The organism is Rhodococcus sp. IEGM 1366 (genome assembly GCF_033142425.1).
GTDB classification, from domain to species: Bacteria; Actinomycetota; Actinomycetes; order Mycobacteriales; family Mycobacteriaceae; genus Rhodococcus_F; species Rhodococcus_F globerula.
The window spans coordinates 487,886-504,306 of record NZ_JAWLRZ010000006.1; the positions used below are offsets into that span (position 1 = coordinate 487,886).

Here is a 16,421-nt window from a genome sequence, read left to right on the forward strand (position 1 = left end):
TCCCGCAGTTCTTACGGCCGTGTCATTCTTGCGGCCGCGACGTGGTTGATTCCCTGTGCGGCGCTTTCCGTTTGGGAATCAACCACGCGAAGATCATCGCTACGGCCGCCGCGACAATCGAAATCACGAACGTGGCTTTGAACATGTCGAGCGTGGGGTAGACGCGGTCGTGGACCATGATGGTGGCACCGGCAAGCACAACGCTCACCACAGCGGCGGAACTCGAGGTTCCGATCGACCGCATCAGTGAGTTCAAACCATTGGCGGCAGCCGATTCCGTGATCGGAACCGAGCTCATGATGAGGGCCGGCATCGCCGAGAATGTCAGTCCCACACCAGCTCCGATCACCATTCCGGCCAGCGCGACTTGCCACACCGCGGACGTCGCGAAGAGGGCGGCGACGTAACCGAGTCCGATGACCAGCGATCCGGTCAGCAAGGTGATGCGCGGACCCTTCCAATCCGAGATGCGGGCGGAAACGGGGGAGAGTGCCATCATCACCAGTCCGGCGGGTGCGAGTACCAGGCCGGTGGTCACCATCGACAATCCGAATCCGTAGCCGGTGTCCTTCGGAGCCATGAGAAGTTGTGGCAACGACAGCGAATTCCCGTACATCGAAAAGCCGATGGCAATGGATGCGAGGTTGGTGAACAGTACTTGTTTACGTGCCGCGATTCGCAGATTCACCAGCGGCGCACTGCGTCTGAGCTCCCAGAAGCCCCACGCCACGAAGATGACGACCGACGACGCCAGTAGCCCCAGGGTCTTGGGATCGGTCCATCCCCATGTGCCGCCCTTGGTGATCGGCAGGAGCAGGGCGATCAGGGCAGCGGCCAGGCCGAGGGCGCCGACGAAGTCGAAACGTCCCGGCTTGCGGACGGATGACTCGGGAATGACGAAGAACACCAACAACATACAGAGGCAACCCAGAGCCGCGGACACGACAAACAGAAAGTGCCAATCGGCGCTCTGAGCGATGAGCGCGGCGATGGGCAGGCCGACAGCGCCGCCGACGCCCAGGGTGGCGCTCATGACGGCCATCGCGCCGCCCACCTTCTTCGGTGGCAGAACGTCACGCAGGATGGCAATGCCCAGCGGGATGGCACCAACGGAGGCGCCTTGGAGCGCGCGCCCGATCACCAGCACGATGAGCGACGACGACAGCGCGCAGATGACGGAACCGAGAACCACCAGGCCGAGACTGACCAGGATCATGCGTTTCTTGCCGAACATGTCGCCGAGGCGGCCGCTGATCGGGGTGATGACAGCAGCGGCGAGAAGCGTAGCGGTGATGGCCCACGACGTGTCGGCCGGCGATGCGTTCAGCAGGCTCGGTAGCTGAGGGATGATCGGGACGACCAGCGTCTGCATCAGGGCGACGACGATCCCGCACAGGCCGAGGACAGTGAGGATCAATCGTGGGCGCGGGGACACTGTCGCGTCGACGGCTGTATCCGTGTTCGACGGATGGGCGTGAACGGACATTCGGCTCCCGAAGTATGTGGGTAGCGCTTGCCACCTATTCTGTGCACGCTACACATTCTGTGTATCCTGCACAACGTGACGAATGCGCACGGACAAAAGCCTTACCCAGACCGCGACCTTGTCGACATCGAATACGAGTTGACGCTGTTGTCGCGGTATCACGCCCTGGCGCAGCGCGCCGAACTTCATCTGGACCGCTCGGCATACCTGCTACTCGGGCGCCTGGAACTACAACAACCGATGAGCTTGAAAGAGCTGTCCTGCGCCTTCGGATTGGACATCTCGACCATCAATCGGCAGATCGGCGCTCTCCGTCGCCAGGGCTTGGTCGAACGCGTCGAAGACCCGGACGGAGGACTCGCGAGAAAGGTCCGCCCCACCGAGTCCGGTCTGGCACAACTGCGCGCAGACCGTGAACATTCGACTGCCGGTGTGGCAAAGGTGGTGCGAAACTGGACGCCGGAGTCGCGTCGGGCGTTGGGTGACCTACTGCGGCACTTGAACCAATCGGTGGAAGAACTCGAAGGTCGGACCTGGCCGCGGCCGGCACCCGACGATCACGTCTGAGTGTGAGCTAGCGTCGAATCCGGTTCGGGCGCAATCACAACCAGTTTCGGCCGGTCGTCCGGCGACGAGTGATTTCCGCGCCACGACATCAGTGACCACCGAGACAACGCGGAAAACGCCGATCCGAGACTGGCAAAGGAACCAGAGCTCAGGATCGACCCGGCCGAACCGATGCTGCCGATCGACAGTATCGAGAAGGCGCTGCCGATCGACAAGATCGAGTGAGTGCTACCGATCGAAAGAATCGATCCTTCGGAGCGGATCGACAGAATTGATCTGGAATGTCCCATTCCTTGGTCTATCACGAGCACTGCACACACAAAAGAGGCCCGCCGAAAATTCGGCGAGCCTCTTTGCGTCGTTTGTGGATCAAGCCACTGCGAACATACCCACGGTCGGCAGGAAGCTGCAGGTGATGCGATCTGCGCCTTCGGGCTGGGTGGTCAGCGAACCGCTGATCACGGACAGCACGCGTCCCGGGCCGGTGTCGGCGATAGCCGACAGGGTGGCGGGGCCGTCCGGGTTGATGCGAGCGGCCGTGGTGAGATTCTGCGTAGCGCTGCGACCGTTGTCGATGTTGATCCAGGTGACCGTCAGCGGGACGGGCTGGTCATCGGTGGCCGGAGCAGTGCCAAGCGCGGTGAAGACAAACCCGGCCTGACCTGCGGCAGGTCCCGGAGGCGGCAGGTGTGCCGGGCCGGGAACGGCAAGTGCGGTGCCGACGGAATCAGCCGTCGCGGAGATGCAGCCCTTACCAAGAGTCGGGTACAAGAACTGTGCGATGACGGGTGCGTTCTCGTCCGGAATCGCCGGTCCGCCGCCGCCGCTGCCGTCGAGGAAGGTGATGACCTTCTCGAGCGTCGCCTTGATCTCGGGCGGGAGTCCGGCGGAATTGAGAATCGCGCGAGCCTGTGCGAGCAGATCGGCCTGCGGATTGCCGGCAACCTGGGTGACGCCCTGGGCGTCGACGGGTCCTGCGGCTGCGCCGATGATGGCGGGAGCAAACGATGCCAGGAACTCGATCGGCACACTGTCCGGTGTGGGGGCGGGAGCCGGATCGGCCATTGCCTGTGCCGGCAAAGCCAGTCCTGCTGCTGCGGCAATTGCGACGGCGGTGAACGCCTTACGCATACCTCGGGTTCGAAGCACTGTTTCCCCATCCTTAGTCAGACCGCGCAGGCGCCGTAGCGACCGCGTTGACGGCTCGAGGGGTCACTCTATGTAAGAGAGCCCCGGGTTGTACAGCCGTTCAGTTTCTGAGCAGCTACGGATCCCGGTGGAGTCTATTACATGACTGGCCTCGAAATGATTGCTTGCAGACCATACCCTGTGACAGAAGTGATCAATGTGAATATTGATGCAACTGTTATGTCGGTTTAGGTGGTTTCAGGCGTTAGTTTTTTTGCCGAATCTGCGACGAGCGCATCGATTCTCCGAGCAAACTTCACGTCGAGTTCGGTAATGCCGCCCGCCGAATGTGTAGACAGTGTGTAGGTGACTTTCCGCCCCCGGACGTCCATGTCGGGATGATGATCGGCGGCTTCGGCAGCTGCGGCGACGTCCTGAAGCAGCGCGACGGCTTCGGGAAATGTCGCGGATTCGACCACCCGCGCGATTGCATTATCGGATCTGTGCCAGTCGGGCAGTTCCGCGAGAGCAGCGTCGATCGCGGAATCGGACATCACGGAAGCCATACTCCATCATGGTGTCATGAGCGACGAGGCTGCAAGGGGTGGCGGGGCTCCCGACGAGTACGAGATAGTGGCCGGTGCAATCTTCCGTGATGGCCGGTTGTTGCTGGCGCAGCGCATCCGCCCGCCGGAGTTGGCGGGGATGTGGGAGCTTCCGGGTGGCAAAGTCGAGGCGTTCGAGACGCCGCAACACGCTCTCGAGAGAGAACTGGCAGAAGAACTAGGTGTTGTTGTCCGCTGCGGGCGTCGAATCGGCGTCGACGTTGCACTGGGTCGCGGACGAGTTCTGCGAGCGTATCGAGTGGACATCCTGGCCGGGGAGCCCGCGGCACTGGATCATGCGCAGCTTGCGTGGGTGGACGCCGACGATCTGGAAAAGTTCGACATGGTGGTGAACGATCAGGCGTGGATACCGGATCTGCTCACCGAATTGCGCAGGCTCAGGCTGCCCGAGCCATCTTGAGGCCGACCTTGAGTTCCTTCTTGGAGGCGCCGTTGTTCTCGAGCTTCCGCATCCGCATGATCACAACCGGGCACTTCACGCAGCGAGTCTTCTTGCGGCAGCACTTCTTCTTGGGCTTGAGCTGCGAAACTTTGCTTGGCTTAACTTTTCCCATGTGGCACTGCGTCTTTCCTTCAACGGCGATGGCGGAGAACCGCACTGCAGACAAGGTTAGCGTAACCTTAAAAGCGCTGAATTGCCAGCAAAAGATTTACCTGCTGCAGTAGTGGCGAAAATCACTATCTGCAGGTCGTGGCCGTGATAGAGGACGCACTTTGCGCGAGCAGGTCTTCGGAGCGAGTAGTATTTACTAGGCCGCGGTGCCTTCTCGAGGCGATTCGTGCACGTACTCGGATCACACATTCGTGCAGCGGCCACCAGAAGAGCCGTGCGATGCGAGTTTCGCGTGGCCGATTACTTAGCCGAATTACTCAGCCAGGAGAGCCATCGCGTGACCACCACCAGCTTCCGTAACGTTGCCATCGTCGCACACGTCGACCACGGCAAGACCACCCTCGTTGACGCCATGCTTCGTCAGTCCGGCGCCTTCGAGGAGCGCGCCGAGCTGGTCGATCGCGTCATGGACTCAGGAGACCTCGAGCGCGAGAAGGGAATCACGATTCTCGCGAAGAACACCTCCGTACACAAGCGCAACGACGACGGCTCGATCACCGTCATCAACGTCATCGACACCCCCGGCCACGCCGACTTCGGTGGAGAGGTCGAGCGCGGCCTGTCCATGGTCGACGGTGTCGTTCTGCTCGTCGACGCTTCCGAGGGCCCGCTTCCTCAGACACGCTTCGTGCTGCGCAAGGCGCTTGCTGCGTCGCTGCCCGTCATCCTGGTCGTCAACAAGACGGACCGCCCTGACGCCCGCATCGAAGAGGTTGTCTCCGAGGCACAGGATCTGCTCCTCGACCTCGCATCGGACCTGTCCGACGAAGCCGCCGAAGCCGCTGAGCTCGCGCTCGGTCTCCCCGTCCTCTACGCCTCCGGCCGTGAGGGCAAGGCCTCGACCGTGCAGCCCGAAAACGGCCAGGCTCCCGACGCTGAAGACCTCACCGCGCTTTTCCAGGTTCTGATGGAGTACGTCCCGGCCCCCAAGGGCACGTCCGACGCACCCCTGCAGGCTCACGTCACCAACCTCGACGCGTCCGCATTCCTCGGCCGCCTCGCGCTGGTTCGTATCCACAACGGTGAGCTGCGCAAGGGCCAGACAGTGTCCTGGTGCCGCGAGGTCGACGGCGAGCCCGTCATCACCAAGACCAAGATCACCGAACTGCTCACCACCATCGGTGTCGAGCGCGTTCCGGCAGAGGTTGCCTACGCAGGCGACATCTGCGCAGTGGCAGGCTTCCCGGACATCATGATCGGCGACACCCTCGCTGATCTCGAGAACCCGGTGCCGCTGCCCCGCATCACCGTCGATCAGCCGGCCATCTCGGTCACGATCGGCACCAACACATCGCCGCTCGTCGGTCGCGTCAAGGGTCACAAGCTGACCTCGCGCATGGTCAAGGCCCGCCTCGACCAGGAGCTCGTCGGTAACGTCTCGCTCAAGGTCCTCGACATCGGTCGCCCCGATGCGTGGGAGGTCCAGGGTCGTGGAGAGCTCGCTCTCGCCATCCTCGTCGAGCAGATGCGTCGCGAGGGCTTCGAGCTCACCGTTGGTAAGCCGCAGGTTGTCACCCAGGTCGTCGACGGCAAGGTCCACGAGCCGTTCGAAGAGCTGACCATCGACAGCCCGGAGGAATACCTCGGCGCCATCACGCAGCTCCTCGCAAACCGCAAGGGCAAGATGGTCCAGATGTCGAACCACGGCCAGGGCTGGGTTCGCATGGAGTTCATCGTTCCTTCGCGTGGACTCATCGGTTTCCGTACGGAATTCCTCACGGATACCCGCGGAACCGGTATCGCCAACGCCGTGTTCGACGGTTACGGCCCGTGGGCCGGCGAGATCCGTGCGCGCCACACCGGTTCGCTCGTTTCGGACCGCTCCGGCTCCGTCACCCCGTTCGCCATGATCCAGTTGGCTGACCGTGGAACGTTCTTCGTCGAGCCCGGCGCAGACACCTACGAGGGCATGGTCGTGGGCATCAACCCGCGTCAGGAAGACCTCGACATCAACGTCACCCGCGAGAAGAAGCTGACCAATATGCGTCAGTCTTCCGCAGACGTGATGGAGACCCTCGCAAAGCCGATCAAGCTCGAACTCGAAGCAGCCATGGAATTCTGCTCCGGCGACGAGTGCGTCGAGGTCACCCCGGAGGACGTCCGCGTCCGCAAGGTGCACCTCAACGCAACCGAGCGCGCTCGTGAGCGTTCACGCAGCAAGTCCCGCGACAAGGCTTCTCTGTAGTCTTTCGCAGTAACAATCATGACAAGGCGAATGTGCCTTTTGCTCGGTGTGCTTCCGGCAAAAGGTACATTCGCCTTCATGGTTTCCAGGCATCGTGTTGGTTGGGAAACCATGGACTCAGGCTGCGCGTGCCTGAAAACGGAAGGATATCTCTGTGGTTGCTGGACGTCGGTACCTGGCGTTGGCCGTGGCGGTGACAGCGTTGTCTCTGACGGCGTGCACTGCTGATCCACCGCCGCCTGTCGAGAGCACCGAGACGGTCAAGCCGACTACGACGCCCGTCACGCCGGCAATGCGGGTGGTGTCGGTGGCTATCGATCAGGTGGGTGACGGATTCAATCCCCACCTCCTCGCCGATTTGTCCCCGGTGAACTCTGCCGTCGGTAACTTGGTGTTGCCCAGCGTATTTCGTCCGATCAGCTCGCCCGTGCAGCCCGGCCAGGCCGAGTGGGTCCTCGACGACTCGTTGGCTGTTTCCGCGGAAGTTGTCTCGGAGGCGCCGTTCACGATTCGCTATCAGCTCCGCAACGAAGCGCAGTGGTCCGACGGCGCACCGATCGCCGCCGAGGATTTCCGCTACCTGTGGCAGCAGATGATTTCGGTTCCCGGTGTTGTGAACCCGGCCGGGTACCAGTTGATTTCGGACGTCACCTCGTCCGGTGGAGGCAAGACCGTGAACGTCGTGATGCGCGCGGCGTATCCGGCGTGGCGTGAACTCTTCACGGATCTTCTTCCGTCCCACCTTGTGAAGGACACCCCCGGCGGTTTCAGTACCGGTTTGAGTGAGGGAATTCCGGTGTCGGGGGCGCACTTCCACGTGCGCTCCGTCGACCGTGGCCGAGACGAGATCATCCTCGAACGCAACGACAGGTTCTGGGGAGAGCCGTCGGACCCGGATCAGATCGTGATGCGCCGGGCCGGGTCGGCGGCGCAGTTGGCCGAAGCGATGCGCACCGATGACTCGCAGATCGCGCAGATTCATGCGGGCAGTGCTACCGACATTCAGCTGTCGGCGGTTCCGGGAGTGAGCACGGCATTTACGTTCGTGCCGCGCACTCTCGACATGACGATCAACGGACGCAGCGCCACGTTTGCCGATGTCCGGGTCCGCAAAGCTGTTCTGGGACTTCTGGATTCCGATCTCCTGGCAGTAGTCGCCGCAGGCAGTGAATCTGCTGCGGTTCCGGCAAAAGCGCAGATCCTCTCGCCGTCCGATCCCGGCTACGTACCGACGGCGCCGCCCAAGCAGAGTCGTGAGCGTTCGATGGAGCAATTGGTGGAATCCGGCTACGTCGTCGTGCCGCCGGCGGGACCGGTCGTGGTCGGGGGAACAAACGGAAGCGTCGTCCGTGACGGCAAGCCGCTCGAACTGACGCTCGGGGCGCCGGAGAACGACGACATCGCGATCGCGGTGGCCAACACCGCTGCCGATGAACTGCGGGATGCGGGGATTGCGGCAACCGTGAAATCTCTTCCGGCAGAAGAGCTGTACGGTAAGGAGCTTACGACGGGGAGCGTAGACATGGTGGTCGGCTGGATCCGCGCCGGCGTCGACCCTGCCACGTCGTTGGCGTCTCGGTTCAGTTGCCCCCTGACTCCCACCGTGCCGGTAACCACTACCGAGACTCCGGAGTCGACGTCTACCGCGCCGACGCCGACTACGGCTCGCGAGTCCGATTCGGAAGCGCCGAGCAATATTTCAGGACTGTGCGACCCTTCGCTGCAGCCGCGGATCGACGAAGCTCTTAGCGGGATCGGTGATTTCGGGGCGCTGATCGCCGACGCCGAGCCCAAGTTGTGGGATCTCGCGGCGGTTCTGCCCATCGTGCAGGACCGCACATTGGCCGCACTCGGAACCGGAGTCGAAGGTGTCACCCTGACCAGTCCGGTTCAGGTTGGAATATTCGGTGACGCAACCAACTGGGTGAGGGTGAAGGAATGACCGTCGTAAAGAAGAGACTGCTGCTGGTTCACGCGCATCCCGACGACGAAACGATCACCACCGGCGGCACCATCGCCAGGTACGTCGACGAAGGTGCCGAGGTGACCGTCCTGACCTGCACGTTGGGTGAGGAGGGGGAGGTAATCGGTGATCGGTGGGCCGGACTGGTTGCCGACGCCGCTGATCAACTCGGCGGCTACCGGATTGCGGAGCTGACCACGGCGTTGTCTCGTCTCGGTGTGAGTGAACCCCGATTCCTGCTGGGAGCCGGTCACTTTCGTGATTCCGGAATGGCCGGGACGCCGTCAGCTGCCAATCCGCGGGCATTCGTCAACGCCGATCTCGACGTTGCGGTTCGCGCCGTGGTCGAGGTGATCCGGGAACTGCGTCCGCATGTGGTGATCACGTACGACACCAATGGCGGGTACGGCCATCCCGATCACATTCAAGCCAATGCCATCACAACCGCTGCCGTTGCCGCGGCCGGAACATCGGTCTATCCCGAAGCCGGCGAGCCGTGGAGCCCACAGAAGTTCTACTGGACCGTCACCGAACGAAGTTCTCTGGAACGGGGAATTGCATCGATCGCGCAGGTGCCGGCGCAGTGGCGGCTACCCGAGCCCGGTGAGCTTCCCTGTGTGGTCGACGCGGACGTCACGACGGCGATCGATGTGAGCGCCGTTCTCGAGTCCAAGGCCGGCGCTCTGTCCGCGCACGCCACGCAGGTGACTGTCGCGCCGAGCCGCACCGAGTTCGCGTTGTCCAACAACGTCGTACAGCCCATCGTGCCGGTCGAGCATTTTGTGCTTGTCCGCGGCGAGTTGGGTCCGGTGGACGCAGACGGCCGTGAGGGCGACCTCTTCGGTGGGATCTCATGACCAGTGCTTCACCGGACGCAGTCGAAACACCCGACGGTAGATTTGCGTTTCTCGATCCGGTCATCCTCGGCGTCTTGATCTTCGACGGATTTCTGTGCGCCGTACTGTCGGTCATCTTCCTCCCGAGCTACCTCGGCACCACACCGTTTCCGGTCAGCATCCTGGTGGCAGCCGTGTTCAACCTCGGGTTGGTCATCGCGGCGCGGACAGTGACGACAACCGGTAAGGCAGCGCTTCCGCTGGCCGGTTGGATCGCCGGATTCCTTTTCTGCATGGTTGGCGGGCCAGGCGGCGACGTTCTGGTGTTGTCGTCGCCGCTCACGTTCTTGCTGCTTGTCGGCGCGCTGGCACCGGCGATCGTCTTTTTGTTTCGAGTGGCAAGCAAGGCTCTCGCGTCTATCGATACTTCGAAGCGTTCATAAGGGACACTTGCAGTGTGGCTGAACTAGATCTTGCGGGCGTCACGATCGCCCTGACCGCGGAGCGTCGTTCGGAAGAATTTGCGACGCTCCTCGAACGGCGAGGTGCGGAGACGGTCCGGACCCCGGTGATTCATGTGCTTCCTCTGGTCGACGACGCTGATCTGCGAGTTCAGACCGAGGCATTGATTGCGGATCCGCCGGAACTCGTGGTGATCAGCACGGGAATCGGGTTCCGCGGTTGGCTGGAGGCGGTGGAGTCGTGGGATCTGACGGAGCAGTTTCTCGGCGCGCTGAACCGGACTCGCATCGTGGCTCGCGGTCCGAAGGCGATGGGGGCGATCCGCGGCGCGGGCCTGCGTGAGGAATGGTCGCCGTCGGGGGAGTCGTCCGAGGAAGTGCTGACCCATCTGGCGAGCGAGGGCGTCGACGGCGTTCGCGTTGCTGTTCAACTGCACGGAATCATCACCGAATGGGAACCGCTGACCGATCTGAGTGCGTCGTTGACCGACATCGGCGCGGTGGTCACGGCAGTCTCGGTCTACCGGTGGATTCGGCCGCCGGATCAGTCGCAGGTGCGTGCACTGGTCTCCGCTGTGCGTTCGGGCAGTATCGACGCGCTCACTTTCACCAGCGCCCCGGCAGTGTCGTCCATGCTCAGCACGGCCAAGGAGATGGGGGAGTTGGAACGCTTCGTCGCGGCGATGCGAGACAACGTGCCCACCTATTGCGTCGGCCCGGTGACGGCCGCACCGTTGGAACTTCTGGGCGTGCCCACCATCCAACCGGAACGCTCGCGCCTCGGTGCGTTGGCGCGGTTGATCATCGAGGATTTGCCCAGACGTCGCGCGCTCCGGGCGTGACGGCTTCGATCAGACCCCACGCATTCTCGGCGGGCAGGTCGATCACGTCGTAGCCGCCGGTGCCTGCCGGGGTTGCGGCGATGACGGTGGCAACTCCGGCGCGTCGCTGGAAGAACGTTTCACGGACCGTCCAGCCGATCACGCCGTCGGCTTCGAGGCTGTGCCGTTTGCGGTCGAGGGAGCCGCTGCGGGTGATGAGCCAGCCGGGTAGTACCGCGTGGCCGAGTCCGTTGTACCGGTCGAAGGCAAGCCCCGCTCCGCCCACAGCGAGCACGACGACGGCGACCCAGACATAGGTGGGCACGTGAACTCCGAAGATCAGGCAGACCACTGCCGCGACCGCAACGGCCACAGCAGGGAACAGGGCTCGGGTGTATCGGCGGCGGCGGGCCGCCCCACCGTGGGGAATGAGCGGAACGGACGCCTGCCGGCTGTCGCCGATGACCGTTGCCATGACGCGTTCCGCTTCGGCCCGTGGGCCTTGCGGCAGCAGGAGCGAGGATTCTTTTTTCTCCGCACTCACTCCCGTCATGATCGCGTCCAGGCGCGCACCGCCTGCAAGTCGAAGCAGGAGAGGTTCTTTGAGCGTCGTACCGCGCAGCCGGGCCCGGTCCAACGTTGTCGCCCTGGTCTTGAGCAGCCCGTGGCTGACGTGCAGGATGCGACCGTTGTCGGTGAGCGTCATGTCGCCGAACGCGATCAGATACTGAATGCACGCAAAGGCGCTGGAGAGGATGAGCAGTGCCACCAGCAGAACAATGACCAGCACGGTGATGCCGAGGCCTTCGAGCGATTCGACGCCTCCGGTGACCGCGGACGACTTCGCGATCGCAGAGCCGATTCCGTATTGGAACGCGATGCCGACGATTGCCGCGATGATCGCGATGCCGGTGAACGAGAAGGGCGCAAACCGAACCCAGCTCACGTGCCAGTGCCCGATTTCGACGTCCGCGGACACCGGCGCGGTCGGTGTATCGGGTGTGGGCGTGCCCCGAGACTCGCTCAGCAAGGCTCCGCGTAGATCCGGAACCAGCGCACTCGAGAGTGCGTTGAGCTCGAATTTGTTGGAATCGTGGCCGTTTCCGGCACGCTGCCCCGTGCCGATTCGCACGATCGACAGCCCCAGCACGCGGTGCAGGACTCCGGCTTCGACGTCGACTGACCGGATGCGACTGCGCGGCACCGAGAGCAGCTTCTTCTGGAAGACGCCGGTGCGTAGCTGAACGTGGACGGGGCCGATGCGATAGGTGGTGGTGAAATACCGCAGGAGGCCGTAGATCACGAGCAGCGTGACAACACCGAATCCCCAGTAGTGGTTGCCGCTCTGGCTGCCGAGAACAAAGGAAATCAGCAGGACCGGAAGCAGTTTGACCACTTCGTTGATCGGATGGACCAGCAGCATCCGTCGGTCGAGGCGAAGCCACGGCTGTTCCTGCTCCGCGGCCTCGGCGGCTGCGGATTCTGCTTCGTCGGGAATGTCGATCATGAGTTTGTCGATGTCGTTCATGTCGCGTCGCTCGAATTGGTCCCGGCGATTGCAGTCAGTTGTGCAACTGTACGGTCGGCCACGTCCTGATCGAGGGCGGAGATCTTCACGGCACCTGCCGACGACGCAGTCGTCACGGTGACGGTAGCGAGCCCCAGCATCCGGTCGATGGGGCCACGTTCGGTGTCGACGGTCTGGACTCGCGAGATCGGGGCGATGCGTCGTTCCTGCGTGAACCAGCCGGTGCGGGTGTACACGGCGGTGTCGCTGATTTCCCAGCGATGCACCCGGTAACGCCACATCGGCACCATCAGAATGTGTACCGCTGCGCAGAACACGGTGACCGCACCTACTGCCCCCACCACCCAGGTCGGCAGGCCGGAGATCAGGATCGCGCAGACAATTTCGGCGACGATGACCGGCGCCCAGAAAAGCGCTGCGGTGATGGCCCACAATCTGGGTGCTTTGGTGCTCGGACGCCACAGCGGATCGGCCATGGTGATGGTGTTAGACGCGGTCATGGTGCTTACTTTGGTCGAGTTGAGGCGTTCTGTCGACAACCGCCCTATGGTGGAGTGTGGCGACCATGAAGGGAGCACGTGATGACTGAACAAGATTCGGCATTCAGCGCGGAGGCACCGGAGTCCGATGCTCTGGAACAGGCAACACCGGTAGATCCGAACACTCCCGACGAACCTGACCTGACCGATATTCCGCTCGACGCACCGGCGGCCGATGTTGTCGATCAGCGGCGTGAAGTTGCGATCGACGAGGAGTATCCACCTAGTTGAGTCCTGGTACTTCCGGCACCGAGTGGCAGTAGTCGTCGGGTATGGCGCATGATCGCTAGGTGAACCGAACTGGTGATGACTCCGTCAAACCCACCATGCTTCCGATGCCTGGACTGTCCGCGTCGGCAACTGGGACCGCGTCGCCTAGCCCATCAGCGATGCGCCGCGTGCTGCGCCGCGCTCGCGACGGCGCGACGCTGAACGTGGACGAGGCAACGACGCTGCTGCAGGCCCGGGGAACCGACCTCGCGGACCTGTGCGCGTCGGCGGCCAAGGTTCGGGACGCGGGTTTGTTAGCCGCCGGCCGCCCGAATACGGTGACGTACTCGCGCAAGGTGTTCATTCCGCTGACCCACCTGTGCCAGGACAAGTGCCGCTACTGCACGTTTGTCAAGGTCCCTGGCAAGTTGCGGGCCGAGGGACGCGGCATGTACCTCGAACCGGATGAGATCCTCGAGATTGCCCGTCAGGGCGCTGAATTAGGTTGCAAGGAAGCGCTGTTCACCTTGGGGGATCGTCCGGAAGCGCGCTGGCCGGAAGCAAAGCAGTGGCTCGACGAGCGTGGATACGACTCGACTCTGGACTACCTGCGGGCGATGTCGATTCGGGTGCTCGAGGAAACCGGACTTCTTCCGCACCTCAACCCCGGTGTGATGAGCTGGCAGGAACTTTCGCGCCTCAAGCCGGTGGCGCCGTCGATGGGCATGATGCTCGAGACCACCGCTACCAGGCTGTTCACGGACAAGGGTGAATGCCACTACGGCAGCCCGGACAAGGACCCGGCCGTCCGGTTGCGGACCCTGACCGATGCCGGTCGCCTCAACGTGCCGTTCACCACCGGCATTCTGGTCGGCATCGGCGAGAACTTTGCCGAGCGGGCCGAGTCGATCATGGCGATCCGTAAGTCGCAGAAGGCTTTCGGTCATATTCAGGAAGTCATCATCCAGAACTTCCTGGCCAAGCCGGATACTGCAATGCGTGATTCGCCGGACGCGTCACTCGACGAGTTCCTGGCTGCGATCGCCGTTGCTCGTCTGCTGCTCGGTCCGTCGATGCGGATTCAGAGTCCGCCGAATCTGGTCTCGAACAGCGAGTGCCTTGCGCTTCTCGGCGCGGGCGTCGACGACTGGGGCGGGGTATCGCCCCTGACTCCGGATCACGTCAACCCCGAGCGTCCGTGGCCCAACCTCGAGACTCTGGCAGCGATCAGTGCGGAAGGCGGCTTCACGCTCACCGAACGCACCGCCGCTCAGCCCGCCTACGTCCTGGCCGGTGCTCCCTGGATCGACCCGCGGATCGCCGGTCACGTTCAGGCACTTGCCGATCCGAAGACCGGACTGGCCAAACTCGACACCAAGCCGGTGGGCCGGCCGTGGCAGGAACCGGACGAATCCTGGGAGTCGAGCGGACGCGTCGACCTCAATACCGAGATCGACACCGACGGCCGCAACACCGAGACTCGCAGCGACCTGGGCAGTGCCTTCGGTGACTGGGAAACCGTGCGTGAGCAGGTTCTGGAATTGAGTGCTCCGGTTCGCGTCGACACGGATCTTCTTGCGGCACTGCGCAGTGCCGAGCGTGATCCTGCCGGGTGCTCCGACGACGAATACCTGGCGCTGGCCACCGCCGAGGGCCCAGGGCTGGAAGCTGTTGTGGCACTGGCAGATGCGCTCCGCAAGGATGCCATCGGCGAGGACGTCACCTACGTCGTGAACCGGAACATCAACTTCACCAACATCTGCTACACCGGCTGCCGATTCTGCGCATTTGCGCAGCGCAAGGGCGACGCCGACGCTTTCACGCTCTCGGCCGAGGAAGTAGCGGACCGGGCGTGGGAGGCGCACGTCGCCGGTGCCACCGAAGTCTGCATGCAGGGCGGAATCGACCCGGAACTGCCGGTCACCGGTTACGCGGATCTGGTGCGTGCGGTCAAGAAGCGCGTGCCGTCGATGCACGTCCACGCGTTCTCGCCGATGGAAATCGTCAACGGTGCTTCACGTAGTGGTGAGAGCATCCGCGACTGGCTCACGGCGCTGCGCGAAGCCGGTCTCGACACGATTCCCGGCACCGCGGCGGAGATCCTCGACGACGAGGTGCGCTGGATCCTGACCAAGGGCAAATTGCCTACGGCCGAGTGGATCGAAGTGGTCACCACGGCGCACGAAGTGGGCCTGCGATCGAGTTCGACCATGATGTACGGGCACGTCGATCAGCCGCACCACTGGGTCGGCCATCTCAACGTTCTGCGTGGAATCCAGGACCGCACAGGCGGATTCACGGAGTTCGTGTTGCTGCCTTTCGTGCATCAGAGCGCCCCGCTGTATCTGGCGGGGGCGTCCCGTCCCGGCCCGACCATTCGCGACAACCGCGCGGCGCACGCGCTTGCCCGCATCATGTTGCACGGGCGGATCTCCAACATCCAGACCAGCTGGGTCAAACTGGGTATCACCGGAACGCAGATGATGCTCAACGGCGGCGCCAACGACCTCGGCGGAACCCTGATGGAAGAGACCATCTCCCGGATGGCCGGGTCCGAGCACGGCAGCGAGAAGACCGTCGCAGAACTGCGGGCGATCGCCGAAGGCATCGGTCGACCGGCTCGTGAGCGCACCACCACGCACGCGCGTCGTGACGGGGTGGCCGTCTGATGGCCGACATCCTGGGTGATCGCCGAGTAGTCGAGGTACTCGATCGAGCGGTCTGGGGCATCAACCCCGTGCTCGACCTCGCGTACAGCGATCCGTTCGGCATCAAGCGTCGTAGTTTCGAACCCACGGATCCCGAGCGCAGCGCGGCAGAGACAGTTCTCGACGCCGTTGCCTGGGTTCTGGACGTGATCAAGTTCCCCGGTACCGCGGCGTGGTCCGTCATGACTGATGGGCAGCGATCGAAGTGGTGGACCACCCGACTGGGCGCCCTCAACACGGTCGCTGTGGCATTTCCCGGAATTTTCGGGGTTTTGCTCAACCGGTTTCCGATCCAGGACTTGCTGGCCTTTGCCAACCAGGCTGTCGTCCTGGTGGCCGTCGCCCGCGAGCACGGCGTGACGGAACGTGATCAGCAGGTTGATCTCCTGGCATCCGTTCTGTGTCGCCGAGAAGTCAGCACTCGCGATCTGCTGGACGCTGAGGACTTCACCGAAAAGGCTGTCACCAGTACGAATGAGACATGGCGACCATTCGCTCTGATCGGAACGCTGTGGCAAACCGCACAAACTTTTCGAGCAATCGGCGACGAACTGCATAAGCGTCCCCTGCGCACCAAACCGTACGAGATCGTCGGAAAGATTCCGGTGATCGGCGTGGTCGCGGACTATTTCGGCGAGCGCGGCGCGCTTGTGCGGGCAGCGTCCGCGGGCGAGAAGTGGATCGCGATTCGGTCGCGGAACGCCACCACAGTAGGCTGAAATGTGTTAAGTCGCTTGCGCGCAGCAGGCG

General features: G+C 63.1%; 17 protein-coding genes. 10 read left to right on the top strand and 7 right to left on the bottom strand.

The window, feature by feature from the left end:
- Positions 1-22: 22 nt before the first annotated feature.
- Positions 23-1,486, bottom strand: coding sequence for an MFS transporter (locus R4P64_RS20670; protein ID WP_095888524.1), 1,464 nt, complete (start codon positions 1,484-1,486; stop codon positions 23-25).
- A 75-nt stretch (positions 1,487-1,561) separates the two neighbouring features.
- On the opposite strand from R4P64_RS20670, the gene R4P64_RS20675 reads away from it, so the two are divergent.
- Positions 1,562-2,053, top strand: a complete 492-nt coding sequence (locus R4P64_RS20675) for a MarR family winged helix-turn-helix transcriptional regulator (RefSeq protein ID WP_233364217.1) — start codon at positions 1,562-1,564, stop codon at positions 2,051-2,053.
- Here the strand turns inward: R4P64_RS20675 and R4P64_RS20680 are convergent.
- The 3 genes from R4P64_RS20680 to R4P64_RS20690 form a co-directional block, all read right to left on the bottom strand.
- On the bottom strand, positions 2,044-2,343 hold the full coding sequence (locus R4P64_RS20680; RefSeq protein WP_045069448.1) for a hypothetical protein: 300 nt from the start codon (positions 2,341-2,343) through the stop codon (positions 2,044-2,046). The genes R4P64_RS20675 and R4P64_RS20680 overlap by 10 nt on opposite strands.
- A gap of 79 nt (positions 2,344-2,422) precedes the next feature.
- Complete coding sequence (locus tag R4P64_RS20685; RefSeq protein WP_033234469.1) at positions 2,423-3,184, bottom strand: hypothetical protein; 762 nt, start codon at positions 3,182-3,184, stop codon at positions 2,423-2,425.
- Between the two features lie 245 nt (positions 3,185-3,429).
- Positions 3,430-3,747, bottom strand: a complete 318-nt coding sequence (locus tag R4P64_RS20690) for a 4a-hydroxytetrahydrobiopterin dehydratase (protein WP_317822471.1) — start codon at positions 3,745-3,747, stop codon at positions 3,430-3,432.
- A gap of 16 nt (positions 3,748-3,763) precedes the next feature.
- Between R4P64_RS20690 and R4P64_RS20695 the strand changes: the two genes are divergently transcribed.
- Positions 3,764-4,207, top strand: coding sequence for a (deoxy)nucleoside triphosphate pyrophosphohydrolase (locus R4P64_RS20695; RefSeq protein ID WP_051730499.1), 444 nt, complete (start codon positions 3,764-3,766; stop codon positions 4,205-4,207).
- On the opposite strand, the gene R4P64_RS20700 is transcribed toward R4P64_RS20695, so the two are convergent.
- Positions 4,185-4,361, bottom strand: coding sequence for a hypothetical protein (locus R4P64_RS20700; RefSeq protein ID WP_092807195.1), 177 nt, complete (start codon positions 4,359-4,361; stop codon positions 4,185-4,187). The two genes, R4P64_RS20695 and R4P64_RS20700, sit on opposite strands and share 23 nt — an antisense overlap.
- Before the next feature lie 336 nt (positions 4,362-4,697).
- On the opposite strand from R4P64_RS20700, the gene typA reads away from it, so the two are divergent.
- The 5 genes from typA (at position 4,698) to R4P64_RS20725 (ending at position 10,707) form a co-directional block, all read left to right on the top strand.
- Positions 4,698-6,605, top strand: coding sequence for a translational GTPase TypA (gene typA / locus R4P64_RS20705; RefSeq protein ID WP_033234466.1), 1,908 nt, complete (start codon positions 4,698-4,700; stop codon positions 6,603-6,605).
- 154 nt (positions 6,606-6,759) lie between these two features.
- A complete protein-coding gene (locus tag R4P64_RS20710; RefSeq protein ID WP_317822474.1) occupies positions 6,760-8,547 on the top strand; it encodes an ABC transporter family substrate-binding protein in 1,788 nt (595 codons plus the stop codon).
- The gene (gene mshB, locus R4P64_RS20715) at positions 8,544-9,425 is read left to right on the top strand and encodes an N-acetyl-1-D-myo-inositol-2-amino-2-deoxy-alpha-D-glucopyranoside deacetylase (RefSeq protein ID WP_317822476.1); all 882 of its coding nucleotides are present in this window, start codon (positions 8,544-8,546) and stop codon (positions 9,423-9,425) included. The genes R4P64_RS20710 and mshB overlap by 4 nt, the downstream gene beginning before the upstream one ends.
- A complete protein-coding gene (locus R4P64_RS20720; protein WP_033234463.1) occupies positions 9,422-9,847 on the top strand; it encodes a hypothetical protein in 426 nt (141 codons plus the stop codon). The genes mshB and R4P64_RS20720 overlap by 4 nt, the downstream gene beginning before the upstream one ends.
- 14 nt (positions 9,848-9,861) lie before the next feature.
- Positions 9,862-10,707 carry a uroporphyrinogen-III synthase gene (locus R4P64_RS20725; RefSeq protein WP_317822477.1) on the top strand — a complete coding sequence of 282 codons (846 nt, stop codon included), beginning with the start codon at positions 9,862-9,864 and terminating at the stop codon, positions 10,705-10,707.
- Here the strand turns inward: R4P64_RS20725 and R4P64_RS20730 are convergent.
- Together R4P64_RS20730 and R4P64_RS20735 are read right to left on the bottom strand one after the other, a co-directional pair.
- On the bottom strand, positions 10,667-12,214 hold the full coding sequence (locus R4P64_RS20730; RefSeq protein WP_317822478.1) for a PH domain-containing protein: 1,548 nt from the start codon (positions 12,212-12,214) through the stop codon (positions 10,667-10,669). The genes R4P64_RS20725 and R4P64_RS20730 overlap by 41 nt on opposite strands.
- Entirely contained in the window at positions 12,211-12,714 is a 504-nt protein-coding gene (locus R4P64_RS20735) for a PH domain-containing protein (RefSeq protein ID WP_033234460.1), read from the bottom strand. Before R4P64_RS20735 ends, R4P64_RS20730 begins: the two co-directional genes overlap by 4 nt.
- Positions 12,715-12,795: 81 nt before the next feature.
- On the opposite strand from R4P64_RS20735, the gene R4P64_RS20740 reads away from it, so the two are divergent.
- From R4P64_RS20740 to R4P64_RS20750, 3 genes are all read left to right on the top strand, one after another.
- Complete coding sequence (locus tag R4P64_RS20740; RefSeq protein ID WP_172937429.1) at positions 12,796-12,984, top strand: hypothetical protein; 189 nt, start codon at positions 12,796-12,798, stop codon at positions 12,982-12,984.
- A gap of 95 nt (positions 12,985-13,079) precedes the next feature.
- On the top strand, positions 13,080-15,632 hold the full coding sequence (locus R4P64_RS20745; RefSeq protein WP_317822557.1) for a bifunctional FO biosynthesis protein CofGH: 2,553 nt from the start codon (positions 13,080-13,082) through the stop codon (positions 15,630-15,632).
- On the top strand, positions 15,632-16,390 hold the full coding sequence (locus R4P64_RS20750; protein ID WP_317822480.1) for a hypothetical protein: 759 nt from the start codon (positions 15,632-15,634) through the stop codon (positions 16,388-16,390). Before R4P64_RS20745 ends, R4P64_RS20750 begins: the two co-directional genes overlap by 1 nt.
- Positions 16,391-16,421: the final 31 nt, after the last annotated feature.